This window comes from bacterium SCSIO 12827 (assembly GCA_024397995.1).
In the GTDB taxonomy this organism is placed as follows: domain Bacteria; phylum Pseudomonadota; class Alphaproteobacteria; order Rhodospirillales; family Casp-alpha2; genus UBA1479.
In genome coordinates, this window is the sequence record CP073746.1 from 2096002 (window position 1) to 2110517 (window position 14516).

Below are 14516 nucleotides of genomic sequence, written 5' to 3' on the forward strand. Positions count from 1 at the left end.
GCCCTTAGGCGGCTTTCTCCGCTTCGCCGGCGTAGGTCCCGGCGCAAGCGGCGCTGTTCAACTGCGCGCGCTTCAGCAACGCAGCCTGGGCGGCGGGCACATTCGCAGCCTCGCCCTTCCAGGCCTTCAGCGCACTTTGCTGCAGGGCGCGACCATAGGAATAGCTGAGCGCCCAGGGCAGCGGGCCGTGGTTGGCGTTCATGGCGTTGAGGTTGCGGGTCGCTTCCTCTTCCGACTGACCGCCGGACAGGAACATGATCCCCGGCACGGCCGTCGGCACGCAACGCTTCAGCACCTTCACCGTGCGCGCGGCGATCTCGTCGGTCGAGGCCTGCTGCGGACAATCCGACGCGGAAATGATCATGTTCGGCTTCAGGATCGTGCCTTCAAGCTGCACACCCTGCAGGTAAAGCTCGTGATAGACCGCTTCCAGGGTCCTGGTTGTGACGTCTTCGCAGACATCAATGGTGTGCTTGCCGTCCATCAGGACTTCTGGTTCGACGATCGGCACCAGTCCGCCTTCCTGGCAGATGCGGGCATAGCGCGCCAGCGCGTGGGCGTTGGTGTGGATGCAGTAATCGGACGGCATGCCGTCACCGATGGTGATGACCGCGCGCCATTTGGCGAAACGCGCCCCCAGCGTAACGTATTTGGCAACCCGTTCCGGCAGGCCGTCGAGCCCCTCGGTCAATTTCTCATTCGGGCTGCCGGACAGCGTCTTGGCACCGCCGTCGACCTTGATCCCCGGAATGACGTTTTCCGCCTGCAGCAGCTGCACCAGGGTGGTGCCGTCGTCTGCCTTCTGGCGGATGGTTTCATCATACAAAATGGCGCCGGAAATGAACTTGCCGATACCCTTGGTGCGGAACAGCAGTTCGCGGTAATCGCGACGCACCGTTTCCGTGGACTCGACCCCGATGGAATCAAACCGTTTCTTGATCGTGCCCGTACTTTCGTCGGCGGCCAGAAGCCCCCGGTGATTATCGACCATTTCCCGCGCCGTGGCGGCCAAAACATCAAGGTTCATCATTCGTCCCCTGTGCCCCTGCTTATCCCTAGTTGATCCGTGATTTTGCTTCGGCGACCACGGCATCCGCCGTAATGCCGAAATGCTTGTACAGCTCACCCGCCGGCGCCGAAGCGCCGAACCCTGTCATGCCGACGAACCCGCCGTCCGAACCGATGTAGCGGTCCCAACCCATGCGGATCGCGGCTTCGACCGCCACCCGCACCGTGCCCGGGCCAAGCACTTTGTCCCGGTAAGCCTGGTCCTGTTCCTCGAACAATTCCCACGACGGCATGGAAACGACCGCAGTACCGATTCCGTCGGCCTGCAGCATATCCCGCGCCGCCATGGCGATGGACACTTCCGAGCCCGTCGCCATCAGTGTCACCTTGCGCGCGCCCTCGGCCTCGGCCAGGACATAGGCACCTTTCGCGGACTTGTTCTCGGCCCCCGCGTCCTTGCGCAGCAACGGCACGCCCTGGCGCGTCAGCACCATGCCGGACGGGCCATCGAACCGCTCCACCGCCAGTTCCCAGCATTCCGCGGTCTCGATCGGGTCGCAGGGCCGGAACACGGCGAAATTCGGCATGGCGCGCAGACTGGCCAGCGTTTCCACCGGCTGGTGGGTCGGACCGTCTTCGCCGAGACCGATGGAATCGTGAGTCAGCACATAGACCACGCGCTGTTCCATCAGCGCCGACAGGCGCATGGCGCCGCGCATGTAATCGGCAAACACCAGGAACGTCCCGCCGTAGGGAATGAACCCGCCGTGCAGGGCGATGCCGTTCATGGCTGCGGCCATGCCGTGCTCGCGCACGCCGTAATACATGTAGCGGCCCGAGAAATCGTCGGGTGTGACGGGCTCCAGCCCCTTGGCCTTGGTGTTGACCGAGCCGGTCAGGTCTGCGGAGCCGCCGATCAGGTTGGGCACGGCGGCGCAAAGCAGATCGAGGAACTTGCCCGACGCCTGCCGGGTCGCCCATTTCGGGGCCTCCTCGACAACGGCCTTCTTGTAATCGAGAACCGCCTGTTTCCAGCCGTCAGGCAGCGTGCCGGCCACGCCGCGTTCGAACGCGGCCTTGTCCTTGGACCCATCAAGACGGCCCTGCCACCCGGCGCGAACTTCCGCGCCCCGGTTGCCAGCGGCGCGCCAAGCGTTCAACACGTCGGCCGGGATCGTGAACGGCGCATGGGGCCAGCCCATTTTTTCCCGCGCCAGGACGAGTTCGTCGTCGCCGAGCGGCGCCCCATGGGTGCCCGAGGTCCCCTGCTTGTTGGGTGAGCCGTAACCGATGATGGTGCGGCAGGCGATCATGGAGGGCGTATTCGTCCCCCGCGCCTTTTCGATGGCTGCCGCGACGGCGTCAGGGTCATGGCCGTCGACCGCCTGCACGTCCCAGCCGGAGGCCGTGAAGCGCGCCATCTGGTCGTCGGAAACGGACAGGTCCGTGCCGCCGTCGATGGAAATGCGGTTGTCGTCCCACAGCACGATCAGCTTGCCCAGCTTCAGGTGCCCGGCCATGGAAATGGCTTCGTGGCTGATGCCTTCCATCAGGCAGCCGTCACCGGCGATGACATATGTATGATGATCGACCAGGGCGTCGCCGAAGCGCGCATTATGCAGCCGTTCCGCCAGCGCCATGCCGACGGCGGTGGCGATGCCCTGCCCCAGCGGCCCGGTCGTCGTCTCGATTCCCGGCGCGTGGCCGTATTCGGGATGGCCAGCGGTCTTGGAACCCAACTGGCGGAAGTTCTCCAGCTCGCTCATGGGCATGCCCGGGTAGCCGGTCAGATGCAGCAAGCTATAGAGCAGCATCGACCCGTGGCCCGCCGACAGCACGAAGCGGTCGCGGTCCGGCCATTTCGGGTCCGACGCATCGAACTTCAGGAACCGGGTGAACAACACCGTCGCCGCATCGGCCATGCCCATGGGCATGCCCGGATGGCCGGAATTGGCCCTTTGCACGGCATCGGCGGAAAGGAATCGGATGGCATTCGCCATGTCTTGATGGGATACGGCAGGGGTGGCCGACGCTTGCGCGGCCACGCTCGAACCGTTGTCTGGAGCCGTCATGGGAGTCTCCTGAAGCGGACGTCGCCGCCGCCCGACGAACCAGGGAATCTGGCCGGATTTCAGGACCGGACGGCTGCGGCATGAATAACCGTTCGCCGTGCCCAGGGCAAGCCGCCAAACGGGGATAAATCGGGCATAACGGGGAAAACTTGTCGTCACGCAGGGCGGCCCCTAGATTAAGGCCCTAAGACAGCCCGAACACAAGGATGCATGCCGTGCACGTTCAACAGTCGATCGAGAGAAAACTGACCGAATCCCTCACGCCGGACCATCTTGAGGTGATCAACGAAAGCCACATGCATTCGGTGCCCCCGGGATCGGAAAGCCATTTCAAGGTGATCGTCGTCTCTTCCCGGTTCGACGGCCTGAACCGAATCAAACGCCACCAGACGGTCAACGCCGTTCTGGCGGACGAACTCGCCGGCCCCATTCACGCCCTATCCATGGAAACTTACACGGCCGGAGAATGGCAAACGCGCGGCGGACGCACCCTGGCGTCCCCCCAATGCATGGGCGGCGCCAAGGCCGAGGCCGGGTGAGAGCCCTCCCGCCACCGGGCTATTTTCCGCCCCTGCTTCTCCCCTGCCCTGCACCCGCGTCGGGACGCATTAGTAATTTCTTTGCTGCGGTGCAAAATTCACGCTTGAAATTTTCGCCGATGAGGTCGATGTTCACGCCTCCAGCATACTTCGGGCCCGTGCCCGGTTTTTTTTATGTCTATCCAGAACAGTCATTCCGTTAAAAATCAGAGAGCAATTCTCATGGTGACCTTCCCCCGTCTGCTTTCCCTGTCCGCCGTATGGGCGCTCGCCGCCGTCGTGTTCGCGACAGTATCCGACCCCGCCGCCGCCCAACAGGGCCCGATGCCGGTGACCGTGGCCAAACCCCTGATCAAGAAGATCACCGAATGGGATGAATACACCGGTCGCTTTGAGGCGACGAACCGGGTGGAGATTCGCGCCCGGGTGTCAGGTTTTCTGGAATCGATCCATTTCAAGGACGGCGACCTGGTCAACAAGGGTGACCTGCTGTTCGTCATCGACCCGCGCCCGTTTGAGGCCCAATTGGATGTCGCCAAGGCATCGCTGGAAGCCGCCAAGACCCGCGTCAATCTGGCTGAACGCGAATTCAAGCGCGCCGAAAGCCTGTTGAAACGCAACAACATCTCGCGCGAGACCTTCGATCAGCGCCAAGCCGAACTTGCAACAGCACAGTCCACGGTACTGTCGGCCCAGGCGCAGGCCCGCATTGCCAAACTGAATCTGGAATTCACCCAGGTGAAGGCGCCGATTTCCGGGCGCATCTCCGACGCCCGGGTCGATGTCGGCAACCTGGTTGAGGGCGGCTCGGCCCAATCGACCCTGCTGACGAGCTTGGTCTCCATTGATCCGATCCTGTTCACCTTTTCCGCATCGGAAGCCGAATTCCTGAAGTATTCCCGGCTTGACGCCACGGGGCGGCGGGATTCGTCACGAAGTGCCGCAAACCCTGTGTTCGTGCGCCTGATGGACGAAGACAGCTTCACCCGCGAGGGCCGCATGAGCTTCGTCGACAACGAACTGTCGCCCAACACGGGCACCATTCGCGCCCAGGCCGTGTTCGAAAATTCATCGGGCTTTCTGGTGCCGGGTGTGTTCGGGCGTCTGCGTCTGATCGGATCCGACGAATACGAAGCGGTGCTGATCCCCGATGCCGCCGTGGTCTCGGATCAGAGCAAGAAAATGGTGCTGATCGTCGATGCCGAAGGCAACGTGAAGGCAGCGCCCGTCGACATGGGCCCCCTGCACGAAGGCCTGCGCGTCATCCACGGCGGGCTTGGCCGCGACGACAGGATCGTCGTCAAAGGCATTCAGCGTGCGCGGCCGGGCGGCAAGGTCATCGCCAAGGAGGCCGACCTGCTGCCTGATGGTACAATCATGGTTCGCTCGGGGTCCTGACGTCTCATGCGCTTTACACATTTTTTCGTCGATCACCCGATCTTCGCATCGGTTATCTCGATCCTCATCACGCTGCTGGGTTTCATCGCCTATCTGAGCCTGCCCGTCGCGCAGTATCCTGAAATCGCGCCGCCGACCATCCAGATCACCGCGACCTATCCAGGCGCGTCGGCGGAAACCGTGGCCGACACGGTGGCGACGCCGCTGGAACAGGAAATCAACGGCGTCGAAGGCATGCTTTACGCCAAGTCGGAAGCCACCGGCGACGGCGTGCTGAACCTGCAGGTCACCTTCAAGCTGGGCACCAACCTGGACGACGCCCAGGTCCAGGTGCAGAACCGGGTTTCCATCGCCGAGGCCCGCCTGCCCGAGGAAGTCCGCCGCTTGGGCGTGACCGTGAAGAAAAGCTCGCCTGACCTGATGATGGTCATCCACCTATTGTCGCCGGACGGGTCGCGCGACCAGCTTTACATCTCCAACTACGCGCGGACCCAGGTCCTCGACCGCCTGGCCCGCATCCCCGGCGTCGGCGAGGCCCGCGTGTTCGCCGAACGCGCCTATTCCATGCGCATTTGGCTGGATCCGGAACGCATCGCCAATTTCAACCTGACGGCCGGCGAGGTCGTCGCGGCCCTGCGTCAGAACAACGTGCAGGTGGCATCAGGCATCATCAACCGCCTGCCCGTGCCCAAGCCGGCGGCGTTCGAGCTGAACGTGGAAACCCAGGGCCGCCTGATCGCACCCGAAGCCTTCGGCGACATCGTCGTCAAGCGCGGCGAAGGCACCGGCGTGGTCCGCGTGCGCGACATCGCGCGGGTTGAACTGGGGGCGCAGGATTACCAGACCACGGCCTATCTCGACCGCTCGACGGCCCTGCCCATCGTCATCATGCAGCGCCCGGGCTCCAACGCCCTGGAGACGGCGCAGCAGGTCATCGACGCCATGGACGACTTGGCCAAGGACTTTCCCGAAGGCCTGAAGCACACCATCGTCTACAACCCGACCGAATTCATCGCCCGCTCCGTCGACGCGGTCTACACGACCATCGGCGAGGCGATCATCCTGGTGATCCTGGTCATCCTGGTGTTCCTGCAGAACTTCCGCGCCGCCATCGTGCCCATCGTCGCCATTCCGGTATCGTTGATCGGCACCTTCCTGGTCATGGGGATGCTCGGCTATTCGATCAACAACCTGACCCTGTTCGGCCTGGTCCTGGCCATCGGGGTCGTGGTCGATGACGCCATCGTCGTGGAGGAAAACGTCGAACGCTATCTGGCCAAGGGGCTGAGCGCGCGCGAAGCCGCCCACAAGACCATGGACGAAGTCGGCGGCGCCATCGTCGCCATGTCCCTGGTGCTGGTCGCGGTATTCCTGCCGACGGGCTTCATCACCGGCATTTCCGGCCAGTTCTACCGCCAGTTCGCCATCACCGTGGCAACGGCGACCATGATCTCGATGATTGTGTCGTTGACCCTGTCGCCGGCCCTGTGCGCGCTGTTGCTCAAGGCCAACCACGGCAGCACGGAACGTCAGGGCTTCATGCGGCCCCTGATGATGCCCATCGACAAGTTCACGGCCGCCTTCAACTGGGGGTTCGAACGCCTGAACATCGCCTATACGGAAGGCACCAAGCGGTTCGTGCGCAAGGCCGCCATCGTGCTGACCGTCTATGTCGGCTTGCTTGGCCTGACGGTCTATGAATTCAAGACCACGCCCACGGGCTTCATCCCGGAACAGGATCAGGGCTACCTGATCACGGTCGTTCAGTTGCCGGCGGGGTCATCCCTGGCGCGCACGGACGAAGTCGTGCGCCGCGCCATCGATATCATCCTGAAGCATCCGGACGTTGAACACGCCGTCGGCTTCGCCGGGTTCGACGCCGCAACCTTCACCAACGCGCCCAACGGCGGCGCCATTTTCGTGCCCATGAAGCCGATCGCCGACCGCGACAAACGGGGGGCGACCGTCAACAAGGTGCTGGGTGAGTTGCAGGCACAACTGTTCCAGATCGAGGACGCGATGATCTTCCTGGTCGCCCCCCCGCCCGTGCGCGGCATCGGCCGTGGCGGCGGCTGGAAGCTTTATGTCCAGGATCGCCGTGGACGCGGCATCGAGGCCCTTCAGGCCGCGGCGCAGAGCCTTGTTGCCGCCGCCAACAAGGAACCGGGCCTGACCCGCGTGTTCTCGCTGTTCAATTCCGCGACGCCCAAGATCTACGCCGACATCGACCGCGTGAAGGCGGAAATCCTCGATGTGCCGGTGGAAAATGTGCTTGAGGCGCTGGAGGTCTATATCGGCTCCGCCTACGTCAACGACTTCAACTTCTTAGGGCGAACCTTCCGCGTCACGGCACAGGCCGACGGTGAATTCCGCGACCGGCCGGGCGACGTGGCCAAACTGTATGCGCGTTCGACCAATGGCGACATGGTGCCCATCGGCTCTCTCGCCACGTTCCGGGACATCACCGGGCCGCACCGCGTGCCGCGCTATAACCTCTACCCCGCCGCCGAGGTCCAGGGCGCCAAGCTGCCCAGCATCTCGACCGGCGAAAGCCTGGATAAGATGGACGCCTTGGCGGCCAAGGTCCTGCCCGACGGGTTTTCCTACGAGTGGACGGAAATCGCCCTGCAGCAGAAACTGGCCGGCGATACGGCGGTGTTTGCCTTCGGTCTGGCGGTGGTGTTCGTGTTCCTGTTGCTGGCGGCCCTTTATGAAAGCTGGGCCCTGCCTTTGGCGGTCATCCTGATCGTGCCCATGTGCCTGCTGGCCTCGATCGTCGGGCTCAACCTGCGCGGCATGGAGTCCAACATCCTGGCCCAGGTCGGCTTCGTCGTGCTGATCGCGCTGGCGGCCAAGAACGCCATCCTGATCGTCGAATTCGCCAAACAGGCCGAAGAAGAAGGCATGACCGCCGTCGATGCCGCCATCAACGCGGCCAAGACCCGCCTGCGTCCGATCCTGATGACGTCCTTCGCCTTCATCCTGGGCGTGGTGCCGTTGATGATCGCCGATGGTGCCGGTGCGGAAATGCGCCAAGCCTTGGGCACCACCGTGTTCTCGGGCATGGTCGGGGTGACGTTCTTCGGCCTGATCTTCACGCCCACCTTCTATGTCGCCTGCCGTTGGCTGGCCGACAAGATGCGCGCCCTGATGGGCCGGCAGACCCCGGCGACCTAACGGAGGCTGCCGGGGGCCCGCGGCTCGTCGGGCGTGGGAACGTAAGTGAAGTCGTAGGCGACGATGATGTGGCCGATGGTTCCGTCCGCGCCGGCTAGCGGCAGATACACGGATTCGAACGCGGTCGGCAGGTTCTTTTCCACGGCCTCGACATAGGCCACGGCGCGCATGGGCTGCCCGGCGTTAAGGACAGAGCGGTAGCGCGCAAGCACCCCCGCCGCTCCCCGCTTGTAGGTTTCGGCGATCAATTGGCCCGTGCCGTCCACCCCCAGGACCAAGGACAGGCCCGTGCCCGAGAACCGGCAGCGGAATTCCCGGCCGCCGTCGAGCACGTCCCGCACCACGACATGCGGCACGATCTTGTGAATATCCATGAGTTGGATATCGGTCCAGGCCGGGTACGGCCGGTCGCCGCGCTTGGTCTGCCAATAATTGAACAGGGTCCGCGTGATGGGGGAGCGTAAATCCTCCGCCGCTGTGACGTCGCCGATCAGGTTGGGGGTTTCGTTCTCGGCCACGGCGGACCTTTGAGCACAGTTATATGACGCTGGATGAAGAACTCATACCAACCCCAGGATGCTGCGGCAAAGTTTTCCTTGTTCGCGGCGTCGCCGGATCAACTCTTGCCCGGCTTGCGGAACTTGATCCCCAGGTCCTCTTCATACAGCTTGATCATGGAGCTTTTCGGGCCCTGGCCGTAGCCGGCTTCCAGCGCCCGTTCGTAGATCGCCGTCATGGCGTCGGCCAGCGGTGTGGCGGCGTCCGCGTCCTTGGCCAAGCTTTGCACGTTCACGATGTCCTTGTAGGCCCCCTGCATCGGGAAATCGCCCGAGAAGTCGCCGTTCAGGACCTTGGGCACGAAATGCTCCGAGGCAAAGGACCGAGACGATCCCGTCAACACCAGCTTTTCCAATGCCTCAACCCCCATCCCGGATTTGAGGGCCAGCGGCAGCAGTTCGCAGAACGCCGCGATGTTGATGTTATAGATCACGTTGTTCAGGCCCTTCATGGCCTGCCCGGCGCCAAGCGGCCCGGAATGGATGATTTCCTCGCCACAGGCCTTGAGGAACGGCAGGGCCGCGTCATAGCCCTCCTTGGTGCCGCCGAACATGATGGTCAGCGTGCCGTCCGCCGCCCGCCGGGGCAGGCCGGAAATCGGGCAGTCGAAATAGGCAATGCCACGGGCTGCCGCGTCCTCGGCGATGGCGAGCGCATCGGGCCGTTTCATGGTGGTGGCGTCCAGCACCGTGATCCCCGCCCGTTCGGCATCGGCAATGCCGCCCGGGCCGTTGCCGCCCGGGCCGAACATGACGTCGCGCACCTGCGGCGCGTCGGGCACGCAGATGATGACCGTGCCGGCCTTTTCCGCAACCTCGGCTGGGCTGGCACAGGCGACGGCGCCCGCATCGATCAACAGCTTCAGCGCCTCCGGCACGGGATCATAGACGAAAACCGTCTCGGCCGCCTTGACCAGGTTAAGCGCCATGCCCCGGCCCATGGTGCCAAGGCCGATGAAACCAACAGCGGGAAGTGTCATGGAGGTATCCTCTTTACGTTTGTTCTTTGATCGGCGACGTCGTGTTTATCCCTTATCCGCGATCCAGGGTCACCTCGACAACGCCCAAGTCACCGAAATCGGCCACAGCGCGGTCGCCGGGGGCGACGGCCTCGATGCCCGTGCAGGTGCCGGTCGACACCCACTGCCCCGCCGTCAGGCCGCGCCCGCGCCGGGACAGCCCGTTGACCAGCCACAGCAGGGAATTCAGCGGATCACCCAGCGCCATGGAACCGACGCCCTTGCCCCGTTCCGCGTCGTTGATCCGCATGACCACGCCATGGTCGCGGAAATCCATATCCGGGGTGAAGGGTTTCGCGGCGCCCAGGACCAGCGCAACATTGACGCCGCCATCGGCGACCAGCAGCGGCAGCATGGCGCCCCCCTCGGGCCCGCCCTCGAAGCGTCGGCCGACGACCTCGATGGCGCCCGCCACCTGGTCGACGGCGGCGCGGACGTCGGCGATCTCATAGCCGCCGTCCCGCGCCGGCAGATCGGCGCTCAGGCGAAAGGCGAATTCGCCCTCGACCGCCAGGGTGTGGGCGACGGACGGCACCCCGGCCCCGCTTTGCGCCATGAACGACTGCGCCACCGCGCCGAACCAGGGCTCATCCGTGCCCAGCTTTTCCTGGGACGCCTTGCTTGAGGAGCCGATCTTGAAGGCCGCGACGGGCGCCCCGCATAACCGATCGACTTCGCCCTGCACGCCATAGCCCTCGTCCAGGGTCCGAGGCAGGGTCACGGCATTGAGATCGACCGTCCCGCCGTCCCGGCGGGCGGTCCAGAGTTGATTTGCAAGATCGGCAAGGGCGGGAGAAAGCGTTGCGGCCGCCTGCGCGGCCTGCGGATCGGATGACATGGGGATGGGTCCTCTGGATGGGGTTGTTTGCTGGGCGCGGCCAAACGGCCGCCGGTTTTCACCACCTTAGATGGCCCATCGGCCCCTGTGCCATCCCAAAATCACCTGTTCATTTGTACGACATCCGAATGCCCCGGAAAAAATCCACAAGTTTGTTCGACCTGCTGACGGCTCCTCTTGCGTTGCCAGCGCTTCAAGGATTAGTGTTCTGGTTATGTTCTTGTGCGCCAAAAATCATCAGATACTCACTCCCGTGGCCCATCAACGCCTCGCGCTGCCGGTATTCACATCCCGCGTTTCCGCCGGTTTTCCCAGCCCGGCAGAAGATTTCACGGATGGCGTTCTCGATCTCAACGACCTCATAGAACGTCCGGCGGCAACCTTCATCGTACGGGTCTCCGGCTGGTCCATGTCCGGGGCGGGCATCTTCGACGGTGACCTTCTGATCGTGGACCGCAGCCTCAAGTCCCGATCGGGGCAGATCGTCGTCGCGGTCACGGCTGGGGAAATGGTGGTCAAACGCCTGCGTCTGAAGGGGGGGCGCTGGTGGCTGGTTCCTGAAGCGCCGGAACATGACGAATTCAAAGCCGTGGAAATGAGCGAGGACTCGGAAATCTGGGGCGTCGTCAAGAACGTGGTCCGGTGTCTGACGTGACCCGCGTCTTTGCCCTGGCCGACGCGAATAATTTCTACGCCTCGTGTGAACGTGTGTTCCAACCGGAACTGCGCGGCAAGCCCACGGTGGTTTTATCCAACAACGACGGCTGCGTGATCGCCCGTTCGCCGGAAGCCAAGGCCATGGGCATCGCCATGGGCGCCCCCTTCTTTAAGCTCAAAGAACGGGCGGACTTCCGGCGCGTCCAGGTGCGTTCCGCCAACTTCACCCTCTACGGCGACATGAGCCGCCGCTTCATGGACATCATCGCCGCCAACACCCCGGACATGGAAATCTACAGCATCGATGAATGCTTCATCGACTACACCCGCGCGGGTGCTACGGCGGCAGATAGAGCGCGGGACTTGCGGGCCATGATCCTGCAATGGACCGGCCTTTCCGTCAGCTTCGGGCTGGGCGCGACCAAAACCCTCGCCAAGATCGCCAATCGTCAGGCCAAGGCATCGCCGGATGGCGTATTCGCCCTGCTTGATGCGGACACGCGGGCCGATGTCCTCAGGGAAACCGACGTGCGCGACGTATGGGGGATCGGCAAGAAATGGGCGAACCGGCTTCAGTGCCATGACATCCACAACGCCCATGACTTGGCCCAGGTGGATCGGCAATGGGCGCGCAACGTCATGGGAGTCGTCGGTTTGCGTACGGTCGATGAACTGAACGGCCTGTCCGCCGTGTCCCTGGAACAGGTTACCCCCGACAAGCAGACCTTGCGCGTCTCCCGCAGTTTCGGAACCACCGTGCGGGACCGCGCAGAATTGGCGTCCCGCCTGCATCACTTCGCGTCACGGGCGGCGGAAAGACTGCGCCAGGGCGGATTGGTGGCAAGCGCCGTCAATGTGTTCATCAAAGGCAACACATTCCGCCCCGATCTGCCGCAGCACGCAAACAACGTCACGGTGGAATTGCCTTTCCCGACATCGGATACGGGGGACATCGTGCGGGCCACCTTACAAGGCCTCGGCAGGCTGTACCGTCCCGGCATCCCCTACAAGAAAGCGGGCGTCCTGATGCTGGAGGTTTGTAACACCAAACTGGCCCCGCGCAGCTTGTTCGCCGCCCCCGACCCGCGCCGCGACCGGCTGATGCAGACAATGGATAGCCTGAACGCCAAACACGGCCCGGGCACCCTGTGCTACGGTGAAATCCCCCAGCCCCGCACTTGGTACATGACCCAGCGCCACCGCTCACCGCGTTTCACGACCCACTGGCGGGAATTACCGGTGGCGCGCACCTAATCCAAAAGGCCGCGGCCAGGGCCGCTCACCCCGAACAGACCCGACCAATCGTAAATCAGCATGATTTATGGAGAAATGGGGTGGCTGATGGGATTTGAACCCACGACCCTCGGCACCACAAGCCGATGCTCTAACCAACTGAGCTACAGCCACCATTCGGACCCTTTTGGAGCCCCGGAGCCGCCAATTTACTGGGCGCGGCCCACGAAAGAGCGCCCTGTGTAATCCCCTGCCCCGCTTACGTCAAGCGGGCTTGAAATGAAGCGCCAGCCAGACCGTTTCCGTGTCCGCCGCCGTCCATTCGACGCGGTGGCGCTTGTGCGCCGGCAGCAGCAGGAAATCGCCGGGTCCGAGGGTATGGGGGGCGGCCTCGCCCTCGATCAATAGCCCGGCTTCACCCGCGAGCAGAATCACCCATTCATCTTCGGCCTGATCGTACCACGCGCCCTCGAGCGTCGCATGGCCGGTGGAGACGATGCGCTCCAGCCGGAAGGCCCCGCCTTCGGCCAGGCGGGTGAATACCTCTGCCCCCTTCCCGTCCGGCAGATCGGCGAAAAGGTTGGCGATCGCGGCCTTGTTGAATTCGCTCATGACCGTTGCCTCCGCCCGACCGTCTACCATAGAGTGCCGCCCACCGGAAACGGGCCGCCAAGGCCCCGATACAAAGACCACCAGACGGAGAATGCATCCATGGTACAGATGGCCGCCGCGATGTCGCGGCTTGGCACCGAAAGCGCCTTCGAGGTTCTGGCCCGCGCCAATGCGCTGGCCGCCCAGGGCAAGGACATCATCAACCTCGGCATCGGCCAGCCCGACTTCAAGACCCCGCCGCATATCGTCGAGGCCGCCATCAAGGCGCTGAAGGACGGCCATCACGGCTATACCCCCGCCAACGGCATCCCCGAGCTGCGCGAGGCCGTGGCGCGCGACATCGCCCGCCACCGCAAGGTCACGGTCGATCCCGCCGACGTCATCATCGTGCCGGGCGGCAAGGTCACCATGTTCTTCGCCGTGCTGGCGCTGGGCGAGCCGGGGGCGGAGATCATCTATCCCAACCCGGGATTCCCGATCTACGAAAGCGTCATCAAGTTCACCGGTGCCACCCCCGTGCCCATGGCCCTGCACGAAGACAAGGGCTTCGCCTTCTCGGCCGAGGAAGTGTTGGCCCTGATCACGCCGCGCACCCGGCTGATCATCCTGAACTCACCGGCCAACCCCACGGGGGGTGCCGTGCCGCGGGAGGAAATGGACAAGCTGGCGGCGGGCCTGGCCGAACACCCGCATGTCACCATCATGTCCGACGAGATCTATTGCCGCATGCTGTACGACGGGCGCGAGCACGTCAGCCTGCTGGAATACGAGCATCTGCGCGACCGGGTGATCCTGCTCGACGGCTGGTCCAAGACCTATGCCATGACCGGCTGGCGCATGGGCTATGGCGTATGGCCGAAATCCATGGTCGAACCGATCACCCGCCTGGCCATCAACTGCAATTCCTGCGTCAACGCGGCCAGCCAGTTCGCCGGCATCGCGGCGCTGGACGGGCCGCAGGACGCGGTCGACGATATGGTCAAGGCATTTGACGAACGCCGCAAGGTCATTTTGCGCGAGTTGAACCAGATCCCGGGCTTCCGCTGTGCCGAGCCTGGGGGGGCCTTCTACGCCTTCCCCAATATCGAGGGAACGGGATTGTCGTCCATGGAGTTGCAGAACAAGCTGTTGAACGAGGCCGGCGTGGCGATCATTTCCGGCACCAGCTTCGGCGCCCAGGGCGAAGGTTACATCCGCTTTTCCTACGCCAATTCCAAGGAGAACATCCTGAAGGCCGTGGCCCGCATCCGGGATTGCCTGTCCGGTTAACACGGCCCCCGTCCGCAACGATCTCAAGGGCATGTGCCGAAATTATTCGCACATGCCCTTTTTTTCGGCATTATGGATGGGCAGGCGGTTGACTCAGGACCGCCAAATTGCATGGTAAGTCTTTGAATTGGGCCATT

The 14516-nt window shown here is 63.7% G+C and carries 12 protein-coding genes and 1 tRNA gene; 6 read left to right on the forward strand and 7 right to left on the reverse strand.

Annotated features, from left to right (window positions below; all coding sequences use genetic code 11):
* Window positions 1-4: 4 nt before the first annotated feature.
* Entirely contained in the window at window positions 5-1027 is a 1023-nt protein-coding gene (locus KFF05_09790; protein UTW53664.1) for a fructose-bisphosphate aldolase class I, read from the reverse strand.
* Window positions 1028-1055: 28 nt separating this feature from the next.
* The gene (gene tkt / locus KFF05_09795) at window positions 1056-3080 is read right to left on the reverse strand and encodes a transketolase (protein ID UTW50268.1); all 2025 of its coding nucleotides are present in this window, start codon (window positions 3078-3080) and stop codon (window positions 1056-1058) included.
* A gap of 215 nt (window positions 3081-3295) precedes the next feature.
* Here tkt and KFF05_09800 point away from each other — a divergent pair, with 215 nt between their 5' ends.
* From KFF05_09800 to KFF05_09810, 3 genes are all read left to right on the forward strand, one after another.
* Complete coding sequence (locus KFF05_09800) at window positions 3296-3619, forward strand: BolA family transcriptional regulator (GenBank protein ID UTW50269.1); 324 nt, start codon at window positions 3296-3298, stop codon at window positions 3617-3619.
* A gap of 222 nt (window positions 3620-3841) precedes the next feature.
* On the forward strand, window positions 3842-5017 hold the full coding sequence (locus tag KFF05_09805) for an efflux RND transporter periplasmic adaptor subunit (protein UTW50270.1): 1176 nt from the start codon (window positions 3842-3844) through the stop codon (window positions 5015-5017).
* Window positions 5018-5023: 6 nt separating this feature from the next.
* Window positions 5024-8194: a multidrug efflux RND transporter permease subunit gene (locus KFF05_09810; GenBank protein ID UTW50271.1), complete on the forward strand. Its 3171-nt coding sequence runs from the start codon at window positions 5024-5026 to the stop codon at window positions 8192-8194.
* Here the strand turns inward: KFF05_09810 and KFF05_09815 are convergent.
* The 3 genes from KFF05_09815 to KFF05_09825 form a co-directional block, all read right to left on the reverse strand.
* The gene (locus KFF05_09815; protein ID UTW50272.1) at window positions 8191-8712 is read right to left on the reverse strand and encodes a PAS domain-containing protein; all 522 of its coding nucleotides are present in this window, start codon (window positions 8710-8712) and stop codon (window positions 8191-8193) included. The two genes, KFF05_09810 and KFF05_09815, sit on opposite strands and share 4 nt — an antisense overlap.
* A 98-nt stretch (window positions 8713-8810) precedes the next feature.
* Window positions 8811-9731 carry an NAD(P)-dependent oxidoreductase gene (locus KFF05_09820; protein UTW50273.1) on the reverse strand — a complete coding sequence of 307 codons (921 nt, stop codon included), beginning with the start codon at window positions 9729-9731 and terminating at the stop codon, window positions 8811-8813.
* A gap of 52 nt (window positions 9732-9783) precedes the next feature.
* Complete coding sequence (locus KFF05_09825; GenBank protein ID UTW50274.1) at window positions 9784-10608, reverse strand: fumarylacetoacetate hydrolase family protein; 825 nt, start codon at window positions 10606-10608, stop codon at window positions 9784-9786.
* Window positions 10609-10822: 214 nt separating this feature from the next.
* Here KFF05_09825 and umuD point away from each other — a divergent pair, with 214 nt between their 5' ends.
* Both umuD and KFF05_09835 read left to right on the forward strand, forming a co-directional pair.
* Window positions 10823-11263 (forward strand): translesion error-prone DNA polymerase V autoproteolytic subunit, encoded by a 441-nt coding sequence (gene umuD, locus KFF05_09830; protein UTW50275.1) that lies wholly within the window; start codon window positions 10823-10825, stop codon window positions 11261-11263.
* Window positions 11251-12519, forward strand: a complete 1269-nt coding sequence (locus KFF05_09835) for a Y-family DNA polymerase (protein UTW50276.1) — start codon at window positions 11251-11253, stop codon at window positions 12517-12519. Before umuD ends, KFF05_09835 begins: the two co-directional genes overlap by 13 nt.
* 76 nt (window positions 12520-12595) lie before the next feature.
* Here the strand turns inward: KFF05_09835 and KFF05_09840 are convergent.
* Window positions 12596-12672 (reverse strand) — tRNA-His (locus KFF05_09840).
* A gap of 90 nt (window positions 12673-12762) precedes the next feature.
* A complete protein-coding gene (locus tag KFF05_09845) occupies window positions 12763-13110 on the reverse strand; it encodes a cupin domain-containing protein (GenBank protein UTW50277.1) in 348 nt (115 codons plus the stop codon).
* 99 nt (window positions 13111-13209) lie between these two features.
* On the opposite strand from KFF05_09845, the gene KFF05_09850 reads away from it, so the two are divergent.
* A complete protein-coding gene (locus KFF05_09850) occupies window positions 13210-14379 on the forward strand; it encodes a pyridoxal phosphate-dependent aminotransferase (protein UTW50278.1) in 1170 nt (389 codons plus the stop codon).
* Window positions 14380-14516: the final 137 nt, after the last annotated feature.

Coding starts and splice junctions, on each gene's coding strand:
- KFF05_09790 (UTW53664.1), bottom strand. CDS start 1,027: ATGAACCTTGATGTTTTGGCCGCCACGGCGCGGGAAATGGTCGATAAT.
- tkt (UTW50268.1), bottom strand. CDS start 3,080: ATGACGGCTCCAGACAACGGTTCGAGCGTGGCCGCGCAAGCGTCGGCC.
- KFF05_09805 (UTW50270.1), top strand. CDS start 3,842: ATGGTGACCTTCCCCCGTCTGCTTTCCCTGTCCGCCGTATGGGCGCTC.
- KFF05_09810 (UTW50271.1), top strand. CDS start 5,024: ATGCGCTTTACACATTTTTTCGTCGATCACCCGATCTTCGCATCGGTT.
- KFF05_09820 (UTW50273.1), bottom strand. CDS start 9,731: ATGACACTTCCCGCTGTTGGTTTCATCGGCCTTGGCACCATGGGCCGG.
- KFF05_09825 (UTW50274.1), bottom strand. CDS start 10,608: ATGTCATCCGATCCGCAGGCCGCGCAGGCGGCCGCAACGCTTTCTCCC.
- umuD (UTW50275.1), top strand. CDS start 10,823: ATGTTCTTGTGCGCCAAAAATCATCAGATACTCACTCCCGTGGCCCAT.
- KFF05_09845 (UTW50277.1), bottom strand. CDS start 13,110: ATGAGCGAATTCAACAAGGCCGCGATCGCCAACCTTTTCGCCGATCTG.
- KFF05_09850 (UTW50278.1), top strand. CDS start 13,210: ATGGTACAGATGGCCGCCGCGATGTCGCGGCTTGGCACCGAAAGCGCC.